This is a genomic window from Halopenitus salinus (assembly GCF_055397165.1).
On record NZ_AP043853.1, the window covers coordinates 1939526 to 1958963 of the forward strand.

20 protein-coding genes, 1 tRNA gene and 1 pseudogene are annotated in these 19438 nt (G+C 67.0%); 11 read left to right on the forward strand and 11 right to left on the reverse strand.

Translation table 11 applies throughout. The annotated features are described in order from the left end of the window. Positions 1-13: 13 nt before the first annotated feature. A complete protein-coding gene (locus tag ACZ5YD_RS11470) occupies positions 14-2425 on the reverse strand; it encodes a hybrid sensor histidine kinase/response regulator (protein ID WP_379744493.1) in 2412 nt (803 codons plus the stop codon). Positions 2426-2536: 111 nt separating this feature from the next. On the opposite strand from ACZ5YD_RS11470, the gene ACZ5YD_RS11475 reads away from it, so the two are divergent. Both ACZ5YD_RS11475 and ACZ5YD_RS11480 read left to right on the forward strand, forming a co-directional pair. Next, positions 2537-3703, forward strand: a complete 1167-nt coding sequence (locus ACZ5YD_RS11475) for an enolase C-terminal domain-like protein (RefSeq protein ID WP_379744491.1) — start codon at positions 2537-2539, stop codon at positions 3701-3703. 137 nt (positions 3704-3840) lie between these two features. Next, positions 3841-4935 carry a phosphotriesterase family protein gene (locus ACZ5YD_RS11480; RefSeq protein ID WP_379744489.1) on the forward strand — a complete coding sequence of 365 codons (1095 nt, stop codon included), beginning with the start codon at positions 3841-3843 and terminating at the stop codon, positions 4933-4935. Between the two features lie 24 nt (positions 4936-4959). On the opposite strand, the gene eno is transcribed toward ACZ5YD_RS11480, so the two are convergent. The 4 genes and pseudogenes from eno to ACZ5YD_RS11500 all read right to left on the reverse strand — a co-directional run. After that, positions 4960-6264: a phosphopyruvate hydratase gene (eno, locus tag ACZ5YD_RS11485; RefSeq protein ID WP_379744487.1), complete on the reverse strand. Its 1305-nt coding sequence runs from the start codon at positions 6262-6264 to the stop codon at positions 4960-4962. A 90-nt stretch (positions 6265-6354) separates the two neighbouring features. After that, on the reverse strand, positions 6355-7755 hold the full coding sequence (locus ACZ5YD_RS11490) for a glycerate kinase type-2 family protein (RefSeq protein ID WP_379744485.1): 1401 nt from the start codon (positions 7753-7755) through the stop codon (positions 6355-6357). Between the two features lie 164 nt (positions 7756-7919). Next, positions 7920-8729 (reverse strand): formate/nitrite transporter family protein, encoded by an 810-nt coding sequence (locus ACZ5YD_RS11495; protein WP_379744483.1) that lies wholly within the window; start codon positions 8727-8729, stop codon positions 7920-7922. A 33-nt stretch (positions 8730-8762) separates the two neighbouring features. Next, positions 8763-8942 (reverse strand): annotated as a pseudogene (locus ACZ5YD_RS11500) (Cdc6/Cdc18 family protein); the annotation flags it as partial. 180 nt (positions 8943-9122) lie between these two features. Between ACZ5YD_RS11500 and ACZ5YD_RS11505 the strand changes: the two are divergent. From ACZ5YD_RS11505 to ACZ5YD_RS11525, 5 genes are all read left to right on the forward strand, one after another. After that, positions 9123-9419, forward strand: a complete 297-nt coding sequence (locus ACZ5YD_RS11505) for a type II toxin-antitoxin system HicB family antitoxin (protein WP_379744481.1) — start codon at positions 9123-9125, stop codon at positions 9417-9419. Between the two features lie 65 nt (positions 9420-9484). Then, positions 9485-9670 carry a type II toxin-antitoxin system HicA family toxin gene (locus ACZ5YD_RS11510; RefSeq protein ID WP_379744479.1) on the forward strand — a complete coding sequence of 62 codons (186 nt, stop codon included), beginning with the start codon at positions 9485-9487 and terminating at the stop codon, positions 9668-9670. Positions 9671-10191: 521 nt separating this feature from the next. Then, positions 10192-10497, forward strand: coding sequence for a hypothetical protein (locus ACZ5YD_RS11515; protein WP_379744477.1), 306 nt, complete (start codon positions 10192-10194; stop codon positions 10495-10497). A 213-nt stretch (positions 10498-10710) separates the two neighbouring features. Beyond that, a complete protein-coding gene (locus tag ACZ5YD_RS11520) occupies positions 10711-10977 on the forward strand; it encodes a hypothetical protein (protein WP_379744475.1) in 267 nt (88 codons plus the stop codon). 187 nt (positions 10978-11164) lie between these two features. After that, positions 11165-11431: a hypothetical protein gene (locus ACZ5YD_RS11525; protein ID WP_379744473.1), complete on the forward strand. Its 267-nt coding sequence runs from the start codon at positions 11165-11167 to the stop codon at positions 11429-11431. A 70-nt stretch (positions 11432-11501) separates the two neighbouring features. Here the strand turns inward: ACZ5YD_RS11525 and ACZ5YD_RS11530 are convergent, their stop codons facing one another. From ACZ5YD_RS11530 to cmk, 4 genes are all read right to left on the reverse strand, one after another. Continuing rightward, positions 11502-11762: a DUF7563 family protein gene (locus tag ACZ5YD_RS11530; RefSeq protein WP_464384450.1), complete on the reverse strand. Its 261-nt coding sequence runs from the start codon at positions 11760-11762 to the stop codon at positions 11502-11504. Between the two features lie 79 nt (positions 11763-11841). Continuing rightward, a tRNA-Pro gene (locus tag ACZ5YD_RS11535) sits at positions 11842-11912 on the reverse strand. Between the two features lie 139 nt (positions 11913-12051). Beyond that, positions 12052-13035, reverse strand: coding sequence for an RNA-guided pseudouridylation complex pseudouridine synthase subunit Cbf5 (locus ACZ5YD_RS11540; protein WP_379744471.1), 984 nt, complete (start codon positions 13033-13035; stop codon positions 12052-12054). An 86-nt stretch (positions 13036-13121) separates the two neighbouring features. After that, positions 13122-13700, reverse strand: a complete 579-nt coding sequence (gene cmk, locus ACZ5YD_RS11545; protein WP_379744469.1) for a (d)CMP kinase — start codon at positions 13698-13700, stop codon at positions 13122-13124. Between the two features lie 131 nt (positions 13701-13831). On the opposite strand from cmk, the gene ACZ5YD_RS11550 reads away from it, so the two are divergent. The 3 genes from ACZ5YD_RS11550 (at position 13832) to ACZ5YD_RS11560 (ending at position 15632) form a co-directional block, all read left to right on the forward strand. Next, the gene (locus tag ACZ5YD_RS11550; RefSeq protein ID WP_379744467.1) at positions 13832-14668 is read left to right on the forward strand and encodes a QcrA and Rieske domain-containing protein; all 837 of its coding nucleotides are present in this window, start codon (positions 13832-13834) and stop codon (positions 14666-14668) included. A gap of 100 nt (positions 14669-14768) precedes the next feature. Continuing rightward, positions 14769-15140 carry a hypothetical protein gene (locus ACZ5YD_RS11555; RefSeq protein ID WP_379744465.1) on the forward strand — a complete coding sequence of 124 codons (372 nt, stop codon included), beginning with the start codon at positions 14769-14771 and terminating at the stop codon, positions 15138-15140. Positions 15141-15233: 93 nt separating this feature from the next. Next, on the forward strand, positions 15234-15632 hold the full coding sequence (locus ACZ5YD_RS11560) for a universal stress protein (RefSeq protein ID WP_379744463.1): 399 nt from the start codon (positions 15234-15236) through the stop codon (positions 15630-15632). A gap of 65 nt (positions 15633-15697) precedes the next feature. Here ACZ5YD_RS11560 and ACZ5YD_RS11565 read toward each other — a convergent pair whose 3' ends face one another. Further along, complete coding sequence (locus tag ACZ5YD_RS11565; RefSeq protein WP_379744461.1) at positions 15698-17653, reverse strand: molybdopterin biosynthesis protein; 1956 nt, start codon at positions 17651-17653, stop codon at positions 15698-15700. Beyond that, complete coding sequence (locus ACZ5YD_RS11570; protein ID WP_379744459.1) at positions 17650-18930, reverse strand: molybdopterin molybdotransferase MoeA; 1281 nt, start codon at positions 18928-18930, stop codon at positions 17650-17652. The genes ACZ5YD_RS11565 and ACZ5YD_RS11570 overlap by 4 nt, the downstream gene beginning before the upstream one ends. A 150-nt stretch (positions 18931-19080) precedes the next feature. Here ACZ5YD_RS11570 and ACZ5YD_RS11575 point away from each other — a divergent pair, with 150 nt between their 5' ends. Continuing rightward, a complete protein-coding gene (locus tag ACZ5YD_RS11575) occupies positions 19081-19437 on the forward strand; it encodes an Hsp20/alpha crystallin family protein (RefSeq protein ID WP_379744457.1) in 357 nt (118 codons plus the stop codon). Position 19438: the final 1 nt, after the last annotated feature.

The following is a 19438-nucleotide window of genomic DNA, read 5'->3' on the forward strand; positions in this document are numbered from 1 at the left end:
GTTCGTGGTTTTCTCACTCCTCGTCCACGAACTCGACGCCCGTGATCTCGAAGCGTGCGCCGCCCGTCTCCGAGGCGGTCGCGCGTACGTCCCAGCCGTGTGCCCCCGCGGCCTGATCGACGATCGAGAGCCCGAAACCCGTCCCGCTCTCGGATCCGGAGTAGCCGTACTCGAAGACCCGATCGCGTTCGGGTTCGGGGATACCGGATCCGTCGTCGGCGACGAAGAACCCGGGTTCCTCGTCCGTTTCCCCGACGGTTATTCGGACGCCGTCGCTTCCGGTCGAACCATGGTCGACGGCGTCCTCGCGAGTTTGCGAGGGAGGGCTCGTCGAGCCGTGTTCGACGGCGTTAGCGAAGAGGTTCTCGAGGATCTGGCGCAGTCGCCCCTCGTCGGCGCGGATCCGGCGGTCGGTCTCGACGCGAAGCGTCGCGCCGTCGGTCTCGACGTCGTCCCAACAGCCCCTCGCGAGGTCGTCGAGGGGGACGGCCGTCTCGTCCGTCTCGGTGTTCTCCTCGCGCGCCAGGGCGAGCAGGTCCTCGATGAGCTCCTCCATCCGGTCGAGCGCCCGCTCGACGTCGGCGAGGTCGTCCCGTGCCGCCGCGTCCGCTTCCTCCATCGCGAGGTGCAGTCGCCCCTTCGCGACGTTGAGCGGGTTCCGAAGGTCGTGTGAGGCGACGCTCGCGAACTCCTCCAGGCGATCGTTTTGACGCGTGAGCTCGCGCTCGCGCTCGCGCAACCGCTCCGTCCGTTCGACCTGCTCGAGGGCCGTGACCACGTTGCCCGCGAGGATCTCCCCGAGCACGACGTCCCGGTCGTCGAACGCGCCGACCTCCGGCGATCCCGCGATGAGTATGCCGTACTCGCCGAGCGGGAGGTAGACCTCGCTTCGCATCTCTGTCCCCTCGGCGTAGACGTCGGGGTCCTCCCGCACGTCGTCGATCGAGATCGCCTCGCCCGTCTCGTAGGCGCGCCAGGCGATCCCCTCCCCTGCCGTGAAGGTCGGGAGGTCCCCGACGAGGTCCCGGACGGCCGTCGTCGAGGCGACCGGCGCCAGCTCCGGTCCCTCCTCTCCGTCCTCCTTCTCCTCTACCTCCTCCTCGCGCAGGTGGATCGCGTTGGCCTCCAACCCGAGCACGTCGCGGGCTGCCTCGACGCCGACCTCCGCCACCTCCCGCCGGTCCCTGGCGCCCATCAGCCGCTGGGCCGTCTCGTTCAACGCCTCGAGGCGGAGATCGCGGCGCTTGCGGTCGCTCACGTCCTGATAGACCCACAGGTGGCCCTGCCCCTCCGGAAGGTCGATCGGCCGGTAACTGCGCGAGAACGTGCGGCCGTCCGCGAGCGCGAGCTCCTCGTTCGTGACCGGCTGTCGCTTTTCGATCAGGTCCCCGATCCGATCGAGGAACCGGTCCGGATCCTCGAACTCCTCGCTCGCCGCGCGCGCGAGCTCCACGCAGTCGGCTCCCGCCGCGTCCGCCGGCTCGCCGGGAATCTCGAGGAGGTCGAAGACGCGCTGGTTGGCCGCGAGCACCTCGCGGTCGGCGTCCTCGGCGAGGACGCCCACGGGGAGCGTGTCGAAGAGCGTCGAGAGGACGGCGTTCGTCTCCTCGAGCTCGCGTCGTTGCCGTCGCCGATCGGTGACGTCCTCGAACTGGGAGACGATCGTGATGACCTCCCCGTCGTCGTCGGTGACCACCCGGTTGTGCCACGAGCAGACCCGCCGTTCGCCGGACCGGGTTCGGATCTCGTTTACGCTCTGGAACCCGCCCCGGTTGTCGAGCAGCTTGCGTTCCACCTCGGCGACGTGGCGGTGTAGCTTCTCGGGGACGATCGGCAGCCAGGTGCCGCCGACGAGCTCAGCGGCCGAGTACCCGGTGATCTCCTCGGCCGCCTCGTTCACCCGCCGGATCGTGAACGTCTCGTCGTAGACGATCGTACCGAGCGGGGACTGGTCGATGAACCGTGAGAGCCGCCGCTGGCTCTCCTCGAGTGCCCGCCGCGACCGGCTCTGGTCGACGGCGTTCTCGATCCGGTTCGCGAGCACCGCGTACTGGTCGCTTCCGCCCCCCTTCTGGATGTAGTCGGTCACCCCCGCCGAGATGGCCTCGCTTGCGATCTCCTCCGATCCTTTCCCCGTGAACAGGATGAACGGCACGTCCGGATCGACCGCCCGAACGCGTTCGAGGAACTCCAGTCCGGTCAGTTCCGGCATCTCGTAGTCGGAGATCACGCAGTCGATCGACTCCGATCGAACACGCTCGAGTCCCGCCGGAACGCTCGATTCGGTCACGACGGAGACGCCCTCGATCTCCCGGCGCAGGAACGTCGCCGTCAGATCGAGGAACGCGGGATCGTCGTCCACGTGAAGGATCCGCACCCCGTCGGTCGGCTCCTCGACGGGATAGGCGCGAAATCGATCGGACATGACGTATCGTTCTCGCGGCGGTCACCTATAGGTTGGCGTGCGCGTCGTCCGGAAACGGTGATCGCTGCCTTCGGGCCAGCACTTATCCGTTCTCCCGACACCTAGTGGTGCATGCCACCAACGATCACGGACATCGTTTCGATCGAGTTCGCCTACGAGCTCGAGGAGCAGGGACCGACCCCCGACGGATTCCACATGGTCTACGAGCCGGACTCGACCTTCGAGCGCCGTCTCTTCGGCGTACAGGTACACACCGACGAGGGGATCACGGGCGAGTACGTGGGCGGGAACTCGCCGGGGATGGCGGAGTTGAACATGGTCGCGGACTACCTGATCGGGAAGAACCCGCTCGAGCGCGAGAAGCACTGGTCGGAGATCAAGCGCGCGCTACGGAAGTACGACCGCATGGGCATGGGGCCGATCGACATCGCGCTTTGGGACTTCGCGGGCAAGTATCACGACGCCGCGATCCACGAGCTGCTCGGCACCTATCGCGAGCGCCTCCCCGCGTACGCCTCCACCTACTTCGGCGACATGAACGGCGGGCTCGACTCGCCGGAGGCGTACGCGGACTTCGCCGAGGAGTGTCTCGAGATGGGGTATCAAGGGTTCAAGATCCACCCGTGGGGCGGCCAGTGGCGCGACACCGAACGCACCATCGAGACGATCCACGCGGTCGGCGAGCGCGTCGGCGACGAGATGGACCTCATGTGCGATCCGGCCTGTCAGATCGAGACCTGGGGCGACGCGCTCGCGGTCGGCAAGGCGTGTGACGAACACGACTTCTACTGGTACGAGGACCCCTATCGCGACGGCGGCATCTCCCAACACGCCCACCGGAAGCTCCGCCAGAAGCTCGATACGCCCATCCTCCAGACCGAGCACGTCCGCGGAGTCGAACCGTTCACGGACTTCATCGCGAACGAGGCGACCGACTTCGTCCGCGCGGATCCCGAGTACGACGCCGGGATCACCGGCGCGATAAAGCGCGCTCGCGTGGCCGAGGGATTCGGCCTCGACATCGAGTTCCACGCCCCCGGCCCCGCACAGCGGCAGTGTCTGGCGGCCATCCGAAACACGAACTACTACGAGATGTCGCTCGTCGGCCCGAAGACGCCGAACACGACGCCGCCCATCTACGCCGACGGCTACACCGACCAGCTCGACCGCATCGACGACGACGGCACGATCGGGTTCCCCGACGGCCCCGGCCTCGGCGTCGAGTACGACTGGGAGTTCATCGAGGCGAACGAGACGGGTCGACGCGTCTACGAGTGAACGCCCGACGCGTCCGCGAATAAGCGCCCGACGCGTCCGCGAGCGGATGAGCGCATCCGCGAGTACCTGAATCGGGTCGCCCTTCCGATGGCCCGACGCCGGTATCTTTAACCCGACCACGGTGGGTGTGTGTATCAATGACGTCCGACCCCGGCTCCATCGTCACGGTCACCGGTCGCATCGACCCCGACTCGCTCGGGACGACCATGACCCACGAGCACCTCTTCATCGACACGGTCGACGCGCTGTACACGAAGCCGGACAGCGCCGTCGACCGCCGGCTGGCTCGCGAGCCCGTCTCGATGGAGACGCTCCCGTACGTGAGACGCAACGCGATGCAACACCGGGACAACATGCGGCTGGACTCCCCGGAGGAGGCCGTAGACGAGGTGGAACGGTACGTGCAGGCCGGCGGGGACGCGATCGTCGACGTGACGCCGAAGAACGCCGGCGAGGACCCGCGGGCGGTCCGGCGGGTCGCGAACGCGACCGGCGTGACCGTCGTCCACGGCACGGCCTACTACGTCCGTCCGGTCCATCCAGACCGGATCGCCCGGATGAGCGTCGACGAGATCGCGGCGGAGTTCGTCGACGACGTCGAGACGGGGATCGACGACACAGACGTTCGCGCCGGCCTGATCGGCGAGATCGGGCTGAGCGGACGGATCCACGAGGCCGAACGGAAAGTGGCTCGCGCGGCGGCCCGCGCCGCGCTCCGGACCGGCGCCTCCGTGAACTTCCATCCGCCCGGTCGAACCGAACACAGCCAACGCGATCGCACCTACCCGACCTCCCGGTGGTGCCTCGAGATACTGGACCTCGTCGAGGAGGAGGGACTCCCGGCCGATCGTGTGGTGATGAGCCACATGGACCGGACGGTCTTCGAGGACCTCACGTATCAACGCCGCCTCGCCGAGCGCGGCGCCTACCTCGAGTACGACCTCTGGGGCATGGAGGCGTCCCTCGATCAGTACGGCGACGCCTACATGTCCGATTCCCGGCGCCTCGAGTTCGTCACGGAACTGATCGACGATGGACACGCCGACCGGCTGCTGTTCTCACAGGACGTGTACACGAAGCTGCAGCGGACCGCCTACGGCGGGTTCGGATACGCCCACGTGCTCGAACACGTCGTTCCGCTCCTGAAGAAACGCGGCGTCGACTCCGATGTCATCGATCGGATCCTGGTCGACAATCCCCGGTCCGTGCTCGCCTTCGTCGAACCCGAGTGAAACACGTCGGTCACGTTGCTCCCGTCACTCCCAGGGCGGGTCCGCCAGCGCGGCGCCGTCCCCCAACGCGCGTTCGATCTCGAGGAGCCGGTTGTACTGTTCGGTTCGCTCGCCGCGGGTCACGCCCGTCTTGATCTGGGTCGCGGAGAGCCCGACCGCGAGTTCGGCAAGCCACGTGTCGGGCGTCTGTCCGGAGCGTTCGGAGACCTGCAGGTCGTACCCGTTTCGGCGGGCCAGGTCGGCCGCCTCGAGCGCCTCCGTGAGCGTTCCGACCTGGTTCACCTTCAAAAGCAGCGCGTCCCCGGCCCCCCGTTCGATCCCGTCCCGGAGGCGGTCGGGATCGGTCACGAAGAGGTCGTCGCCGACGATCTGTGCCTCGAGGGATCTCGTCAGCTCCGCCGTCCCCTCGAGGTCGTTCTCCTCCAGCGGGTCCTCGATCGACACGAGCGGGTAGGCGTCCTCGAGGTCGGCGTAGAACTCGAGGAGCTCGCCCCGATCGAACGGCTCCTCGAGGACCGCGTAGGTCCCCGACTCGGGGTCATAAAAGTGGCTCGCCGCGGCGTCGATCCCCAGGGCGAACGATCCGCCGTAGCCCGCCTCCTCGGCCGCCGCTAACGCGAGGTCGAAGGCGTCCCGCGGGTCGGTGATCGGCGGCGTGTATCCCCCCTCGACGCCGACGTTTCGCGACCTGGCGTCGTACCGCTCCTCGAGCAGGTCGCCGAGCACCGAGTAGGTCTCCGCACACATCCGCACCACCTCCGAGATGGAGTCGGCTCCGACCGGGATCAGCTGGTGTTCCTGGAAGGCGAGCCCGCTCTCCGCGAGTTCGCCGCCCTCGATCACGTCGAAGAGCGGGACGGGTAGGGATCCGACGTCGGCGCGCCCGAGGTAGCGATAGAGCGGCAGTCCCACCGCGTCGGCAGCGGCGACCGCGGTCGCGAGCGAGACGCCGGTCGTCGTGTTGCCGCCGAGCCGGGACCGATCGTTCGTCCCGTCGAGCTCGTCGAGCGCGCGATCGACGGCCCGCTGGTCGGTGACGTCCAGCCCCGCGAGCGCCGGATCGATCTCCGTTTCGACCGTCTCGACCGCGCCTTCGACGCCCCGGCCGTGGAACCGGTCGTCCCCGTCACGCCGTTCGACCGCCTCGTGGGAACCGGTCGATCGACCACACGGAACGTCGGCGGTCCCGCACGCGCCGCCCGCGGTTCGAACCGTCACCCGGAGCGTCGGATCCAACCGGCAGTCGACGATCTCGAGCGCGGAGACCGATTCGATCGCCGTGTTCGTCCGTGGGGCGTGTGATTCGTGATTGGTGGGTTCACGTGTCATGGTGTGTGGATTCGCATGTCATGGTCGGCAATCTCGTTCATCATTCGTCTGCTCGTCATTTGTTCGTCGTTGTCCGGTCATCGCCGGCGGCTACTCCGGAGCGTCCCCTCCCACGAGGACGATCCGGAGGTCCATGAGGTTGGTGTCGGTCGGTCCGGTCACGATCGCGTCGTCGAGCTCCCTGACGGTCCCGGCGGCGTCGTTCGCCGCGAGCGCGTCGCTGATCGGGACGCCGGCTTCACTCGCGCGGCGTCGGGTCTCGCCGGTCGCCATCGCGCCCGCCAGTTCGGTCGGTCCGTCGGTTCCGTCGGTGCCGACGAACGCCCCGACGATCCCGGACCAGCCGTCGACGCCGCGTGCGAACCCCAGCGCAGTCTCCTGGTTCGGTCCGCCCTCGCCGCCCTCACCGTCGACGGTCACCGTCGTCTCGCCGCCGGTCACGAGCGCCATCGGCGGCTCCGCGGGGCGTCCCGACTCGACGGCGTCGGTCGCGATGCCCGCGTGGACGAGCCCGACCTCGCTGGCCTCCCCCTCGATGCGCGTCGAGAGGACGATGGGTTCGTACCCGCGTTCCCTCGCGGCCTCGGCGGCGGGCAGACAGACGCTCGAGGCGTCCGCGAGGACGACGTTCCGGACCGGGAGGTCAGCGATCGCCGCCGCGTCGAGCGTCTCGGGTCGATCCCCTTTCGCTCCGCGCTCCAACCGGCCCGACGCCGTTTGCGGGATCGCCTCCCGCAGCCCGTATCGATCCAGCACGCGGAGCGCGTCGGCGTAGGTGGTCGCGTCGGGCGCGGTCGGTCCCCACGGGTCGCCCGCCACCTCGTCGACGACGATCAGGCTCTCGACCGTCGCCGGGGCGAGCCGATCGGCCAGCCCTCCGCCCTTGATCGCGGAGAGGTGTTTGCGGACCGCGTTGACGTCCTCGATCGGGGCGCCGGCCCGCAGGAGGCGGTCCGTCGTCCGGGCCATCGCGTCGAGTTCGATTCCGTCGGGCGCCGCGAGCAGCGCCGAGGCCCCGCCCGTGATACAGCAGACGACCAGGTCGTCCGGTCCCGCCCGGTCCGCGAGCGCGAGGACGCGCTCGCCGGCCGCCAGGCTCGCACCGTTCGGGATCGGGTGGCCGGCCTCCATCACCGAGACGGCGTCCTCGGGCAGGTCGAACGCCGTCGAGTCGACGGTCGACGCGTCCTTCTCGACGATGAGCGCCTCGCTCACGGCGTCCCCGAGGCGGCCGAGGACCGCACTCGCGAGCGCCCCGGCCCCCTTTCCGGCCCCGATCACGAACACGTCGTCCGCTGACGCGTCGCTGGCCGCGTCGAGGTCGTACGTCCGGCCGTCGATCGTTACGACGTCGCCGGACCGTTCGAGGATCCCCTCGAGCAGCCGATCCGGGGCGACCGCGGCCAGCGCCTCCTCGATGATTCCGACGGCGTCGGCTCTGCGGACCGCCTCGTCCCCCTCGACGAGCGTCGCCCGGTTGCGGACCGTCACGCTCGCTCGTGCGTCCGGGACCTGTTCGTGGTGATCACCATGCTACCGAGGAGCATCGTCGCCCATCGCACATAACCGTTGTTGCCGAATCCGTGTGTAGCGGTTGGTCGACGTGTCGGTGAGGGTTCCGGATTGGGGCGAACGGGATTCGAGAACCCGATCCGCTAGTTCCCGCCGCGAACGACGTGCCCGTATTTGAGTAGCGCGACGAAAACGGCCCCGCCGAACGCGTTTCCGACGGTTGCGAGCGAGAGGAACGCCAGGTAATCCACCAGGGAGACTGCGGGCGACATGAACAGCCCGAAGAGGACCTCGACGTTGCCCGCGATCGAGTGCGGGAGGTGGAGGAGCCCGATCGTTCCCGTGACGATGAAGACGAGGAGCAGCCGACTCGTCGTCTCCTGGGCCGCCGTGATCAGCCACGCCAGCAACCCCATCAGCCACCCCGCGAACACGCCGCCGACGAACAGCCATCCCAGGTCGTGATCGACCAGTTTGAGCGCGATCGTCTCGAACGCCCCCGGCGAGACGACGCCGAGCCCCGGCATCAACAGCACGACCAACAGCGTGAACAGCAGCCCCCCGACGACGTTTCCGACGTACACCAGTCCCCAGAGACGCGCCAACTGCCGGATCGACGCCTGTCCGTCGAGGACCGGTATCACCGCCAACGTGGTGTGTTCCGTGAACAGCTCCGAGCGCCCGAGGATCACGAACATGAACCCGATCGAGTAGACGCTCGCCAACAGGAGTTCCGTCGAGAGATCCCCGAATCCCCCCTCCGAGAGGGTCAACACCACCGCCATCATCAGCGGACCGAACCCGATGTCGAGGCCGGCGGAGAGCCCGGAGAGCAGGAGCCCGGACCGCTCGCGATTCATCTCGTGAAGCGCGCTGTCGATCAGCGATCCGAGGACGTCTCGCGACGTCCGTTGTCCCGTTGAATCGGCGGGGTTGGGCCCTGAGTCACTCACGGTCGGTCCTCGTTGACCGATCGTTCTCGTTCACCATATCCAAACCTTTGCATTGGGTCGAACGACGTCCTTCAGTTCCGGATGACGATCGTCGTTGCGAACGGCGGTGCGAGCGACCGTCGTCTTCCCGGCGCCGGAGGGACCGAACAGAACGCAGTTCTCGGCGCGGAATCCGTCCTCGATCGGCGAGAGCGCGTCGGTCACCTCGTTCATGTGGCTGTTGCGACCCACGATCTCGTTCGAGAGGTGGTCGTCGTCGAACACCGTTCCGTCGCGTATCACGTCGAATCGATCTCGGAGCGACGTGATAAGTCGTACCCCGAGGGTTCCGATCGGTTCCGGATGGGTCCACTCGACAGAACGCTTTTGCCCGTCTACCCGAAACGTGGAGGTATGAGCACCGATACGGGCGTGGAGGAGAACGGGCCGACCACGCCGACCCGTATCCGGATGGAGTTATCCGAGGACGGTGAGATGTGGATCATCACCGACGAAGATACGGGCGTGACGACGCAGGGCGAGACGCGCGAACACGCCCTGGAGATGCTCGACGAGGCGGTCGCACTCCACGCCGGGAACGGTGAGAACGTCGATGACGAGGCTGCCCTCTTAGAGGATCTCGGACTCGATCCCGACGAGATCGAGGAGGCTCGAGCGGAGTCCGAGGAGCTGCCGGAGTTCATGCAGTAACGAATGGTCACGACCGACTTTTCCGGCCAGGACGTCTCAAGGCCCTCACGAAGAACAATTTTCGAGTGATCGGCCGTGAGGGAAGCCACGTTCGCCTGCGATACGATCATCCTGAGAACGACGACGACGTTCGGCTCGTGACCGTGCCAATGCATGACCGAATCAAAGGCGGAACGCTTCGCGACATCGCCGACCAGTCCGGCGCCCAAAACTTCAACGCGTGGTGTCGATGGATCGATCGGAACCGGTGACCGCCGAGCAGTTCGTCGCCTTCTAGGTGGCGATGAACGAGCAGGCTATCGAGCTTCGCGAGCAGGACGGGATGTACTAGCTCGAGGTGGATTTCTGACGAAAGCTAGATGTCGATACGAAGGAGCAGATCTGCCGGTCGGTCTTTCCACGATCGACTTGGAGCTGTTCCCAGCCCCGTAGTTCAAAAACGGAGGCGAAATGTGACCTGGTGAGTTTGACTGACCGAACCTCCGTTATGCTGCTAAATCAGGGGCCGTCCAAAGCCCCCTATGTAGCATGTCACACGATAGCTCAACCGATTGCAGGTTGCCTGAGTATCGTGCTTGCCTACCACGAATCCCGTTGGGGTTTGTTGGTAGGCACCATGGTATATAGACTCAGAGAGTAAATAAGTGTGGCTCGTCTCGGAGTGTATTGAGCGATTCACGTGCTGTCTAGACTGAGCAACAGGGATTTCACGTTTGAACAGAAGCGCGATGTTTCGGCTCTGTTGAAACCTAATCCTTCAGACCGTGTTCTGATGGAACAGCCACTTGATAGCGACTGGTATCGAGCATGCGCCGACCGACAGAATACTTACGACAATGTATCTACAAATCAACGTATGGAAAATAACCCAGTCGAGAATAATTTCATTACCCGGTTCATCCTTGGTTTCGCGGTGATCATCGCGATGATGATTGGTGGACGTGCTGTCGGTGGTGTCTTGATCAGCGCCGATATTCCCTACGGCGACTGGATTGGAGTTGCAATTGGGGCAATTGCCGTATTTGGAGTGTTTGCTGTGTTATACCAGCGGTACGATGAATCCTACAACACCACGTAGTTGATACCTATCCCCGCTATTCGCACAGTCAATACGTTTTCTTGACTGAGGAATTGCGATTTCACGTTTCTACACAAACGAGAGATCTCCGACTCTGTTGGAGCCCTATTCTTCAGACGTGGGTGCGATGAAACAGCCGGTTGATGAAGACAGCGTATTTCTCGATAACGCTCACAACCATTCAAGTAGTTCGATTGTTTATCTTTATCTATCATGGATGAGGATGAATTCAAAAAGCGGCTTAGGAAAGAATTCAATTGTACCTCAAAAGAGCGAGAAAAAGTTGTAAGAGAAGCTAAGAAGCTGGAGGGTTCGGGTCTCTATGAGTTATTCAGTGAGGAAGATGACCCGTTTACTATTGATGCAGCAATATCTTCGATGAAGGCTGCCCCCGGTCATCTCAAGGTTACGGGTAAATGGAACTACTGGATGGGGTTGCTTGGTACTGGTGATGCTGGGTTTGATGATTTTAAGTCTTGAAATCCGAATACCAGAGCCCGAGAGATACATCAATTCTCTGTATTGAGCGATTCATGTACCGGCCAGGCTGAGTCACTTGGATTTCACGTTTGTACAGAAACACCGAACATCGACCGTCGATCGGCGCCGATCACGGCGGAACCCCACCGGAACGCTTATTCTTCGTGGTTCTCCGGGGGAACGTGAAATGAGAACGGAGCGAAACAGGGACGGGAGTTGGAACGTGTGGCTGTCGCGCGAGGAGTACCAGGCGATCCCGCGAGCGGCCGACTCGTTCGAACACGAGATCGCGATCCGGCTGATGGGCGACTGTGGGCTGCGCGTCTCCAAAGACCTCGACGTTGAGCCGCGCCATATCTCGCGCATGACCGACGGCCGCCACTACGAGCTCGAGATCGTCGCCGGGAAGGACACCACCGGCGAGCATGTCGACGGCAAGCAGCGGGAAACGTGAGTTCCCGTCGATACTGAAGCCACGATCAACCGATACGCCCAGGCGGTCGACGTTGATCGAGACGAGCCGCTCATCGAGATCGACCTCCGTCAGTCCGCGCGGCGTGGTCCGCCGCGATTCCGCGGTTCCGTTCGGGCTGGTCGGCGGGGTCGAGCCAGTCGACGTCGAGTCCGGCAGCGCTGCCGAGCTGGATGCGCGGCCGGGAGTCGCACGAGGTGCAGCGGTGAACGCCCCCCTCCTCATCGCCGAAGGTTCGGCGGAACGTATCAGAAACGTGAGGTTCGCAGTTGAGACAGAGAGAATTATCGGTCAATTGACCGATCCGCATCATTTTCGGACCCTCCGGTCGTCGATTTCGGGGCCCTGACCGGGTTGAAATCCCCGTTAATGGAGTTCTGTAAAGAATTTTATGGGACCGCCGAGAATCGAACTCGGGTCATACCGACCCCATCGGCATAGGATACCACTACCCCACGGTCCCGGGCTGCATCCGAACGAACGAGAGTCCGTTAATTAAGGGCTTCGTTTCCCCCGTCGACGGCGGTCACGCGTCCCACGATCGGCCGGCGTGACGCCCCGCGATCGGGCATCGAGGCGTCCCGCGATCGGCCGGCGGAGAGTTACACGAGCACGCGCTCGAGATCGACGACCAGTCCCTCCTCGGCGGCCGGATCGCCGACGAGCGTTCCCAGACAGACGGCGCTCCCGTTGGGGAGGTAACACGCGACGAGGGGACGACCCTCCGGATGGGGAACGGCGTCCCCACCGTCTCCGGCGTCGTGCTCCGCTCCGAGCTCGGCGCCGTCGCCCGACACGAACTCGACGTCGATCACCCCCGGCGCGTAGACCGGCGCGCCGGTGGCGACGTTCGCCGCCGCGGAGGGGGCGATCGTGACTGCGGGCAGGTGGCTCAGCGCGTCCTCCCCGGGTCGAACCACCTCCCGGAGGTAGGAGTCGTCGCCCTCGCGGGCCCACGCGAGCGCGTCCCACAGGTCCTGCAGCGTGTGGAGATCGGTGTCGTCGAAGGGATCGGTCGCGGTGCGGCGCAACGCGCCCATGTGGCCGCCGGTGCCGGCCGCAAGCCCCAGGTCGTGACACAGCTTGCGGACGTAGGTGCCGGACTCACACCGAATCCGGAGCAGGCCGCGTCGATCCTCGCGCTCGAGAAGGTCCAATGCGTGGATCCGGCGGGTTCGAAGCCGTCGCGTCACGGCGCTTTTTCGCGGCGGCTTCTGGTAGATCTCCCCCTCGAAGTCCGCCACGATGGTCTCGAGGTCGGCGGGTGGGACGTCGTGGAACTCGAGTTCGGCGACGTACTCCTTTTCGCCCTCCAGGAACACCCGGGCGGCACGCCTCGCCGTCCCGACGAGCGTCGGGAGACAGCCGGTCACCTTCGGATCGAGCGTCCCCGAGTGGGCGACGCCGTCGATCGAGGACCCCTCGGGATCGAGTTCGGCGAGCGTCTCGGCGATCTCCTCGCGGATCCACGCGGCGACCTGGTGGGAGGTCGGCCCGGCCGGCTTGTCGAGGTTGACCACGCCGAAGCGCAGCCGCTCCGCCGCCGTCCGGTCCGCGGGCGCGGCGCGCAGTCGGTCGTCCGTCACGGTCGGCCTCCGCTCGTTCGGTCCGTGGGCCCCTCGTTCGTCCCGGTCATCGATCCTCCGTTCGTCCCGGTCATCGATCCCACCGTTCAAAAGTCGTACCGGACGCCCTCGACGGGGTGTTTCCCCTCGTCGAGATCCGGGTCGTAGGCCTCGACCAGCGAGACGATCGACTCGAGGACGGACTCCGGGCCCCACCGGGCCGTGTTGTAGACGACGTCGTAGATACTCAGGTCGGCGATGGGAATGTCGTAGTACTCGCGGTATCGCTTCGCCTCGCTCTCCTCGCGCCGACGCGTCTCCTCGCGCGCACGGTCGACGTCCTTGTCCTCCCGGTCGGCGATCCGTGCGGCACGCACCTCGATGGGTGCATCGAGCCAGATCCGCACGTCCGCGGCGTCGCCGGCGAGCCAGCCGGCGAGGCGGGACTCGATGACGACGTCCTCGCGGGTGGTCGCGATCTCGTGGAGGCGTCGGTCGAGCTCGCGGTCGATCCGGTCGTCGGTCTCGGCGTGTTCGTTGAACTCCACCGGCGTCATGTCGCGTTCGGCGGCCATCTCACGGAAGATGTCGCCCCCGCTCACGTGATCGAGATCGAGCGCCTCGGCCAGCCCGGCGGCCGTGGTGCTCTTCCCGCTTCCCGGCGGGCCGGAGACGGTCAGTAACATACCGACACTCTATCGAGCCCGTTACAAACGACTGTCGTTTCACGCGGCCGTCGATCGACGACCTCGTTTCGAGAACCTCCCCCGGACGGGGGCTTCGTCACGCTTTTCACCGCGCCATTCGAACTCGAGGTATGAGCGAGGACGACAAGTATCCCCCCGAATCCGGGCGCCGGCGGTTCGTGAAGGGCGTCGTCGGCGGTGCGGCCCTCTCGGGCGTGGGCGCGGCCGGCTCCGCGACCGTCAACACCCTGACGACCTCCGCCGGAGAGGGTGGCGGCCAGACCGTCGCGATGGCCATCGAGCTCACCGGCGGTCCGGCCCCGCGCGGAATGCCGCAGATCCCCGTCGAGATCACCGACGACGGCTACCTCCGCGGCAAGTGGCCGGAGACCACGACCATCACCCAGGAGGGCGTCGAGGTCCAGGTCGCCCAAGAGGACATGGCCGGCGGCGTGACCTACGCCGGCGAGTGGTTCCAGTACTGCGGGATGGAGGGCTATGAGAACATCCAGCCCGACTTCGAGTCCGACAACATCCTCCGGTCGGCGCCGGGCGGATACGACTGGCAGTCCGAGGAGTACGAGACCGGCGACCGGATCCGGGCCGACTCCTTCGAGAACTACGAGGAGTGGGGCAACGGCATCGGATCGGACGGCATCGGCAAGCCAGCGGTCACCAACTGGCGCTCGGAGGACTCCGAGGACACCCTCACCGTCACCGTCATTCGATCGCCGATCATCGAGGAGGCCGCCCAGGACGACGAGTGGCTCGCGGCCTCGACCGAGAACGGCTTCCTCGCGTGGATGAACGTCTGCACCCACTTCTGTTGTGTCCCCGGGTACAAGAAGAACGAGGAGGCCGCCCGCTACGACGCCGCCGACGGCGTCTACTGTCAGTGTCACCAGTCGCGGTACGACCCGTTCAGCATCGTCGAGACGCTCTTCGTCGCCCGTCCGCGTCCGAACTGATCTCCCGGTTCGATTTTCCCAGTTCGATTCACCCGCCCGATTCTTCCGGTTCTCCCGGTTCGAGCCGCGCCTTTTTCCCCACCCGGTCCCACCGACCGATATGGACGCCGCAGACGCCGACACCGACTCCGACGCCGCAGACGCTGACCCTGACGACGAGTCGACCGACCCCGACGACCGAGGCGAGTTCGCCGCGGAGGTCGAGCGGGCTCGCGCGCTCCTCGATCCCGACGTCGACGCGCTGTTCGTCGGCGCGATCCGCGACGGGGAGGTCGAGACGACCTTCGCCCAACGTGCGGACGACGCCGATCAGGAGGCGCTTCAGCCGCTCGGGCTGCTCGCGGCCCACCTCCAGCTCGTCTCGCGACAGGCCGGCGTCGAACCGTCGACCGTCGCCGGCGATGCGGCCACCCTCGCCGGACAGGTCGAGGAGATCCCCGCCTCGACCGACTCCCTCCCCGACGAGGAGTAGCCGGGCGTCGAGACGCGTCGTCGTCTCGATCCTGGCCGCTCGCCGACGTCGAGACGCGGAGGTTTATAACCGATCGCGGCGAATCGCGTTGCGATGACGACGTTCATCGCCGCGACGAACTCGGTACACGCGAGCGCTGCGATCTGTGACTACCTCCAGGATCGGCTCGCCGACGACGACGTCGTTCACGCGGTCAACTCGCTTCCCGGCGGCGATGCGGCCACCGACGATGACGTCCGCGACGGCGAGGAGGCGTTGAACGTGATGTCGGTTCGGCTCGGAGGGCTTGCGAGCGTGGAGACCCACCAGTTCGTCCGTGAAAACGACGCGGCCGAGGACGTGCTCGCGTCCGCAGCCGACCTCGAGGCCGATGAGATCGTCCTGGCGGTGCGCGAGCGCTCCGCGACCGACAAGCTGCTCTTTGGAAACGTCGCTCAACGGGTGCTTATCGACGCCCCGGTTCCGGTCGTCGCCGTTCCGCGCTCCGCCTGAGGGCGTCTCGACGAAGCGGGTTCCAACGAGGTCTAACGTCGATTCTCCTCCGCCGGCCCGAAGTCCTACGCCGACTCGAATCCGGGAAGGTCCTCGAGGATCGCACCGATCCCCGCGAGCGCCTCCCGGACCTCCGCCACTCCCTCGCTTTCGGTGCGATCGGGGTTCGCCCGCACCCGGACGTTCTGGTCGCCGAGCGAAACGAACCCCAGATCCAGCTTCTCGGCGGTCGATCGCAGGCCGATCCCCGCGTCGGCGTCGCCCGCCTTCACGCGTCGCGGCGGGCTCTCGAAGGCGCGGACGGTCCACTCGAACCCGTCGATCGAGTCGGCGAGCTCCCGTCGTTCCACCCCGCGTTCCGCGGCCATCCCGTCGAGGGCGGCATCGAGGCTCGCGCGCAACCCCGAGTTCCGGTCGCGGTTGAGAAACCGGAGATCGCGATCGACGAGATCCGCGAGCCCGGACACGTCCGCGGGATTCCCCGTCGGAACGACGAGGCCCCACTCGCGCGTCCAGCCGCCGAGGTCGATCGACTCGACGTCCCGATCGACCGGCCCGGCGGTCACCGCGAGGTCGGGAAGCCCGCCGCGAAGCCGTCTGAGCCCCTCCCGCGACCCGACCGGCAGGTACCGCGGGCGATCGAGACGGTCGAGCAGCCGGTTGAGGGCCGGGTCGTCCTCGCCGACCCCGAGCAGCGTCGGCGGGCGGACCTCCGGCGAGAACAGCTGCACCTCGACGCGCTCGCCGGCGTCGAGGTACTCGGTGTCCGGATCGACGGCGACGACGCCGTCGGCCTCGACGAGGCTCGTCGTCGCGCCCGATCCCTTGTCCACGGGATAGACGAGCGGCGGATCGTCCGTTCCGGGGCGTTCGAGCACGCCGACCGGCATGAGTCGCAGACGCCCCTCGCCGTACCGCTCGCGGACGGCCATCTCGCCGCCGATCGTCGCGGTCCGCGGCTCCGGTCGCCCCGCGGCCTCCCGGATCGCGGGCGCGACGAACGTGCGGAAGATGGTGAGCGCCGAGACGGGATAGCCGGGCAGCCCGACGTATGCCGACTCGCCCGCACGGTCGGCATCGGGTGACCGGTCGATGCGACCGATCAGCATCGGCTTCCCCGGCTTGACCGCGACCCCGTGCAACAGCAGCTCGCCGCGTTCTTCGATCACGCGATAGATCACGTCGACGGCGCTGGCGGAGGTCGACCCCGACGAGCACACGAGATCGCACTCGTCGGCCGCGCGGACGAGCAGCCGCTCCATCTCCTCGTAGTCGTCGCCGGCGTGCGGATAGAGGACGGGCTCGCCGCCGGCCTCCCGGACGGCCGCGGCGATCGTCGTCGAGTTCACGTCGTAGATCTGTCCGCGGTCGCTGTCGAGCTCATCGCCCGGCCGCACCAGCTCGTCCCCGGTCGAGACGATCCCGACCCGCGGACGTCCGCGAACCGGGACCGTCTCCCGACCGAGCGCGGACAGCAGCCCGATCTCGCGGGACGTGAGCCCCGTCCCCGGCCCGAGGGCGCGCTGACCGGCCGCGACGTCCGCGCCCGCGACCATGACGTTGTCGCCCGGCGCGACCGACGTCCGGATCGCGATCCGCGAGTCGTCGTCGCTCGCGAGTTCGCCCTCGTCTCCGGGTTCGACCTCGTCCGTCCGTTCCACCATCACGACCGCGTCCGCGCCGGGGGGCATCACGGCGCCGGTCGAGATCTCAGCGCACGTCCCCGCCTCCACGGTCACGTCCGGCTTCGCGCCGGCGTGGACCGCCCCGATCCGCTCCAACTCGACCGGATCGGCCTCGTCGGCCCCGAAGGTGTCCCGCGCGCGGACCGCGTAGCCGTCCATCGAGGCGCGGTCGAATCCCGGCACGTCGAGATCCGCATCGATCCGTTCGGCGAGGACCCGCCCGTCGGCCTCCTCCAGCGGCACGGACTCCGTGGCGGGCTCGAGTTCGAGGCTCGCGATCGCGGCGTGTGCCTCCGACGGCTCGGCCAGATCGCGGAACTCCCGGCGGTCGCTCATTCGTCCACCTCCCAGATCTCGACGTCGACGGTCGTTCCGGCGTCGAGGCCCTCGGTCGACTCGGGGACGACGACCCACCCGTCGGCGAGCGCGACGCTCGAGAGAACGCCGGACCCGCTCGCGCGGGTGGGGATCGCCTCGAAGGGGACCGATTCGCCGGCATCATCGCGGTCCGCTCCGTCGTTATCGGCTCCCGTTTCATCGACCTCCGCCAGTCTGACGCGTGCGAACGTCCGCGTGCCGGGCTCGCTCGCCACCTTCCTCGTCAGCCGCGCGCGTCGCGTCGGATGCGGCTGCACGTCGGCGCCCCCGGATCGTTTGAGCGCCGGCCGGAGGAACTGCACCGCGTTGACGATGCAGGCGACCGGATAGCCGGGCAGACAGACAACCGGCGTGTCCTCGACGACGCCGAGACAGACGGGGTGTCCGGGCTTGAGCGCAACCCCGTGAACGAGGACCTCCCCCAGTTCGGCGAGAACCTCGGGCAGGAGGTCGCGCTCGCCGACCGAGGACCCGCCCGTCGTGACCACGAGATCGGCGCCGTCGTCGATCTCCGTTCCGATCGCCTCCCGGAGCAGCGTCTCGTCGTCGGTGACGACGTCGCGGTACCGCGCGGTTCCGCCCCATCGCTCGACCAGTCGGGAGACGGTGAGGCCGTTCGTCTCGATCACCTCGCCGGGGTCGGGATCGGCGTCCACGAGCTCCTCGCCGGTCGGGATCACGGCCACCTCGGGGCGTTCGCGGGCCGTAACCCGTCGGCGGCCGACGGACTTCAACAGTCCCAGATCCGAGGGCCGAAGGCGGTGTCCCGGCTCGTAGAGCGACTGTCCCTCGGCGACGTCCTCGCCCGCCTCCCCGACGTTGTCCCCCTCCGCAACCGCGTCGAACGCCTCGATCTCGGCCCCGCCGGCGACCTCCTCGACGTGCTCGATCATCACGACGGCGTCCGCTCCCTCCGGAAGATCGCTTCCGGTGTGGACGCGGGCGGCATCCTTCGCACCGACCGATCCCTCCGTTCGGTCGAGTACGACCGGCGACCGATCGGAGGCGCCGAATGTGTCGCGGGCACGGACCGCGTAGCCGTCCATCGCGGCCCGGTCGTAGCCCGGAACGGGGTTGGGCGCCCGGATCGACTCGGCCACGACGCGGCCGTCGGCCTCCGAAAGCGGGACCGACTCGCTTCGACCGTGCGGGACGACCGCCTCGAGCAGGATTCGCCGGGCGGTCTCGACGCGGGTCCGGTCCTTGAACCCGGCCTCGTGTCTCCGTGTGTCCATACGCGCCGTTTCCCCTCCGAGGTGAAAAGCCCGTCTCCGTCGACCATCCGCTCCTTCGTTTTCCTCTCGTCTCTCTTCTTCGACTCTCTCCCTCGTCTCTCTTCCTCGTCGACCACACCCTTTTTCGACCACGCGACCGTACTCCGCCTCATGTCCGCGCTTCGTGACGCGCTTCGGGACCTCCCCGAGCCGGCGTTCGCAGATCTCCTCGAGTCAGAGCGCGCCTACCTCGTGGTGGTCGATCTCCCCGGCGCGACGAGTGAGACGACCGAGGTCGTCGTCGAGTCCGGCCGGATCGAGATCGAGGCCCGTCGGGAGAAGGCGACCCCGGAGGGTTATCGATACGTCCGCGAGGACCGACCGCTGTTCCTCGACGTCGATCTCCCTCTCCCTCCGGACGCCGACGGCGAGCGTGCCCGCGCGGAGATGGACCGCGGCGTCCTGGAGCTGACGGTTCCTAAACGCGAGGGCGAGGACGGCACGCCGATCGAGATCGGCGACGCCTGAG

What these genes read in the sequence shown, in the direction of transcription:
- ACZ5YD_RS11470 (WP_379744493.1), bottom strand. Translation starts at nt 2,425, where the DNA reads ATGTCCGATCGATTTCGCGCCTATCCCGTCGAGGAGCCGACCGACGGG.
- ACZ5YD_RS11475 (WP_379744491.1), top strand. Translation starts at nt 2,537, where the DNA reads ATGCCACCAACGATCACGGACATCGTTTCGATCGAGTTCGCCTACGAG.
- ACZ5YD_RS11480 (WP_379744489.1), top strand. Translation starts at nt 3,841, where the DNA reads ATGACGTCCGACCCCGGCTCCATCGTCACGGTCACCGGTCGCATCGAC.
- eno (WP_379744487.1), bottom strand. Translation starts at nt 6,264, where the DNA reads ATGACACGTGAACCCACCAATCACGAATCACACGCCCCACGGACGAAC.
- ACZ5YD_RS11505 (WP_379744481.1), top strand. Translation starts at nt 9,123, where the DNA reads ATGAGCACCGATACGGGCGTGGAGGAGAACGGGCCGACCACGCCGACC.
- ACZ5YD_RS11515 (WP_379744477.1), top strand. Translation starts at nt 10,192, where the DNA reads ATGGAACAGCCACTTGATAGCGACTGGTATCGAGCATGCGCCGACCGA.
- ACZ5YD_RS11520 (WP_379744475.1), top strand. Translation starts at nt 10,711, where the DNA reads ATGGATGAGGATGAATTCAAAAAGCGGCTTAGGAAAGAATTCAATTGT.
- ACZ5YD_RS11525 (WP_379744473.1), top strand. Translation starts at nt 11,165, where the DNA reads ATGAGAACGGAGCGAAACAGGGACGGGAGTTGGAACGTGTGGCTGTCG.
- ACZ5YD_RS11530 (WP_464384450.1), bottom strand. Translation starts at nt 11,762, where the DNA reads ATGATGCGGATCGGTCAATTGACCGATAATTCTCTCTGTCTCAACTGC.
- cmk (WP_379744469.1), bottom strand. Translation starts at nt 13,700, where the DNA reads ATGTTACTGACCGTCTCCGGCCCGCCGGGAAGCGGGAAGAGCACCACG.
- ACZ5YD_RS11550 (WP_379744467.1), top strand. Translation starts at nt 13,832, where the DNA reads ATGAGCGAGGACGACAAGTATCCCCCCGAATCCGGGCGCCGGCGGTTC.
- ACZ5YD_RS11555 (WP_379744465.1), top strand. Translation starts at nt 14,769, where the DNA reads ATGGACGCCGCAGACGCCGACACCGACTCCGACGCCGCAGACGCTGAC.
- ACZ5YD_RS11560 (WP_379744463.1), top strand. Translation starts at nt 15,234, where the DNA reads ATGACGACGTTCATCGCCGCGACGAACTCGGTACACGCGAGCGCTGCG.
- ACZ5YD_RS11565 (WP_379744461.1), bottom strand. Translation starts at nt 17,653, where the DNA reads ATGAGCGACCGCCGGGAGTTCCGCGATCTGGCCGAGCCGTCGGAGGCA.
- ACZ5YD_RS11570 (WP_379744459.1), bottom strand. Translation starts at nt 18,930, where the DNA reads ATGGACACACGGAGACACGAGGCCGGGTTCAAGGACCGGACCCGCGTC.
- ACZ5YD_RS11575 (WP_379744457.1), top strand. Translation starts at nt 19,081, where the DNA reads ATGTCCGCGCTTCGTGACGCGCTTCGGGACCTCCCCGAGCCGGCGTTC.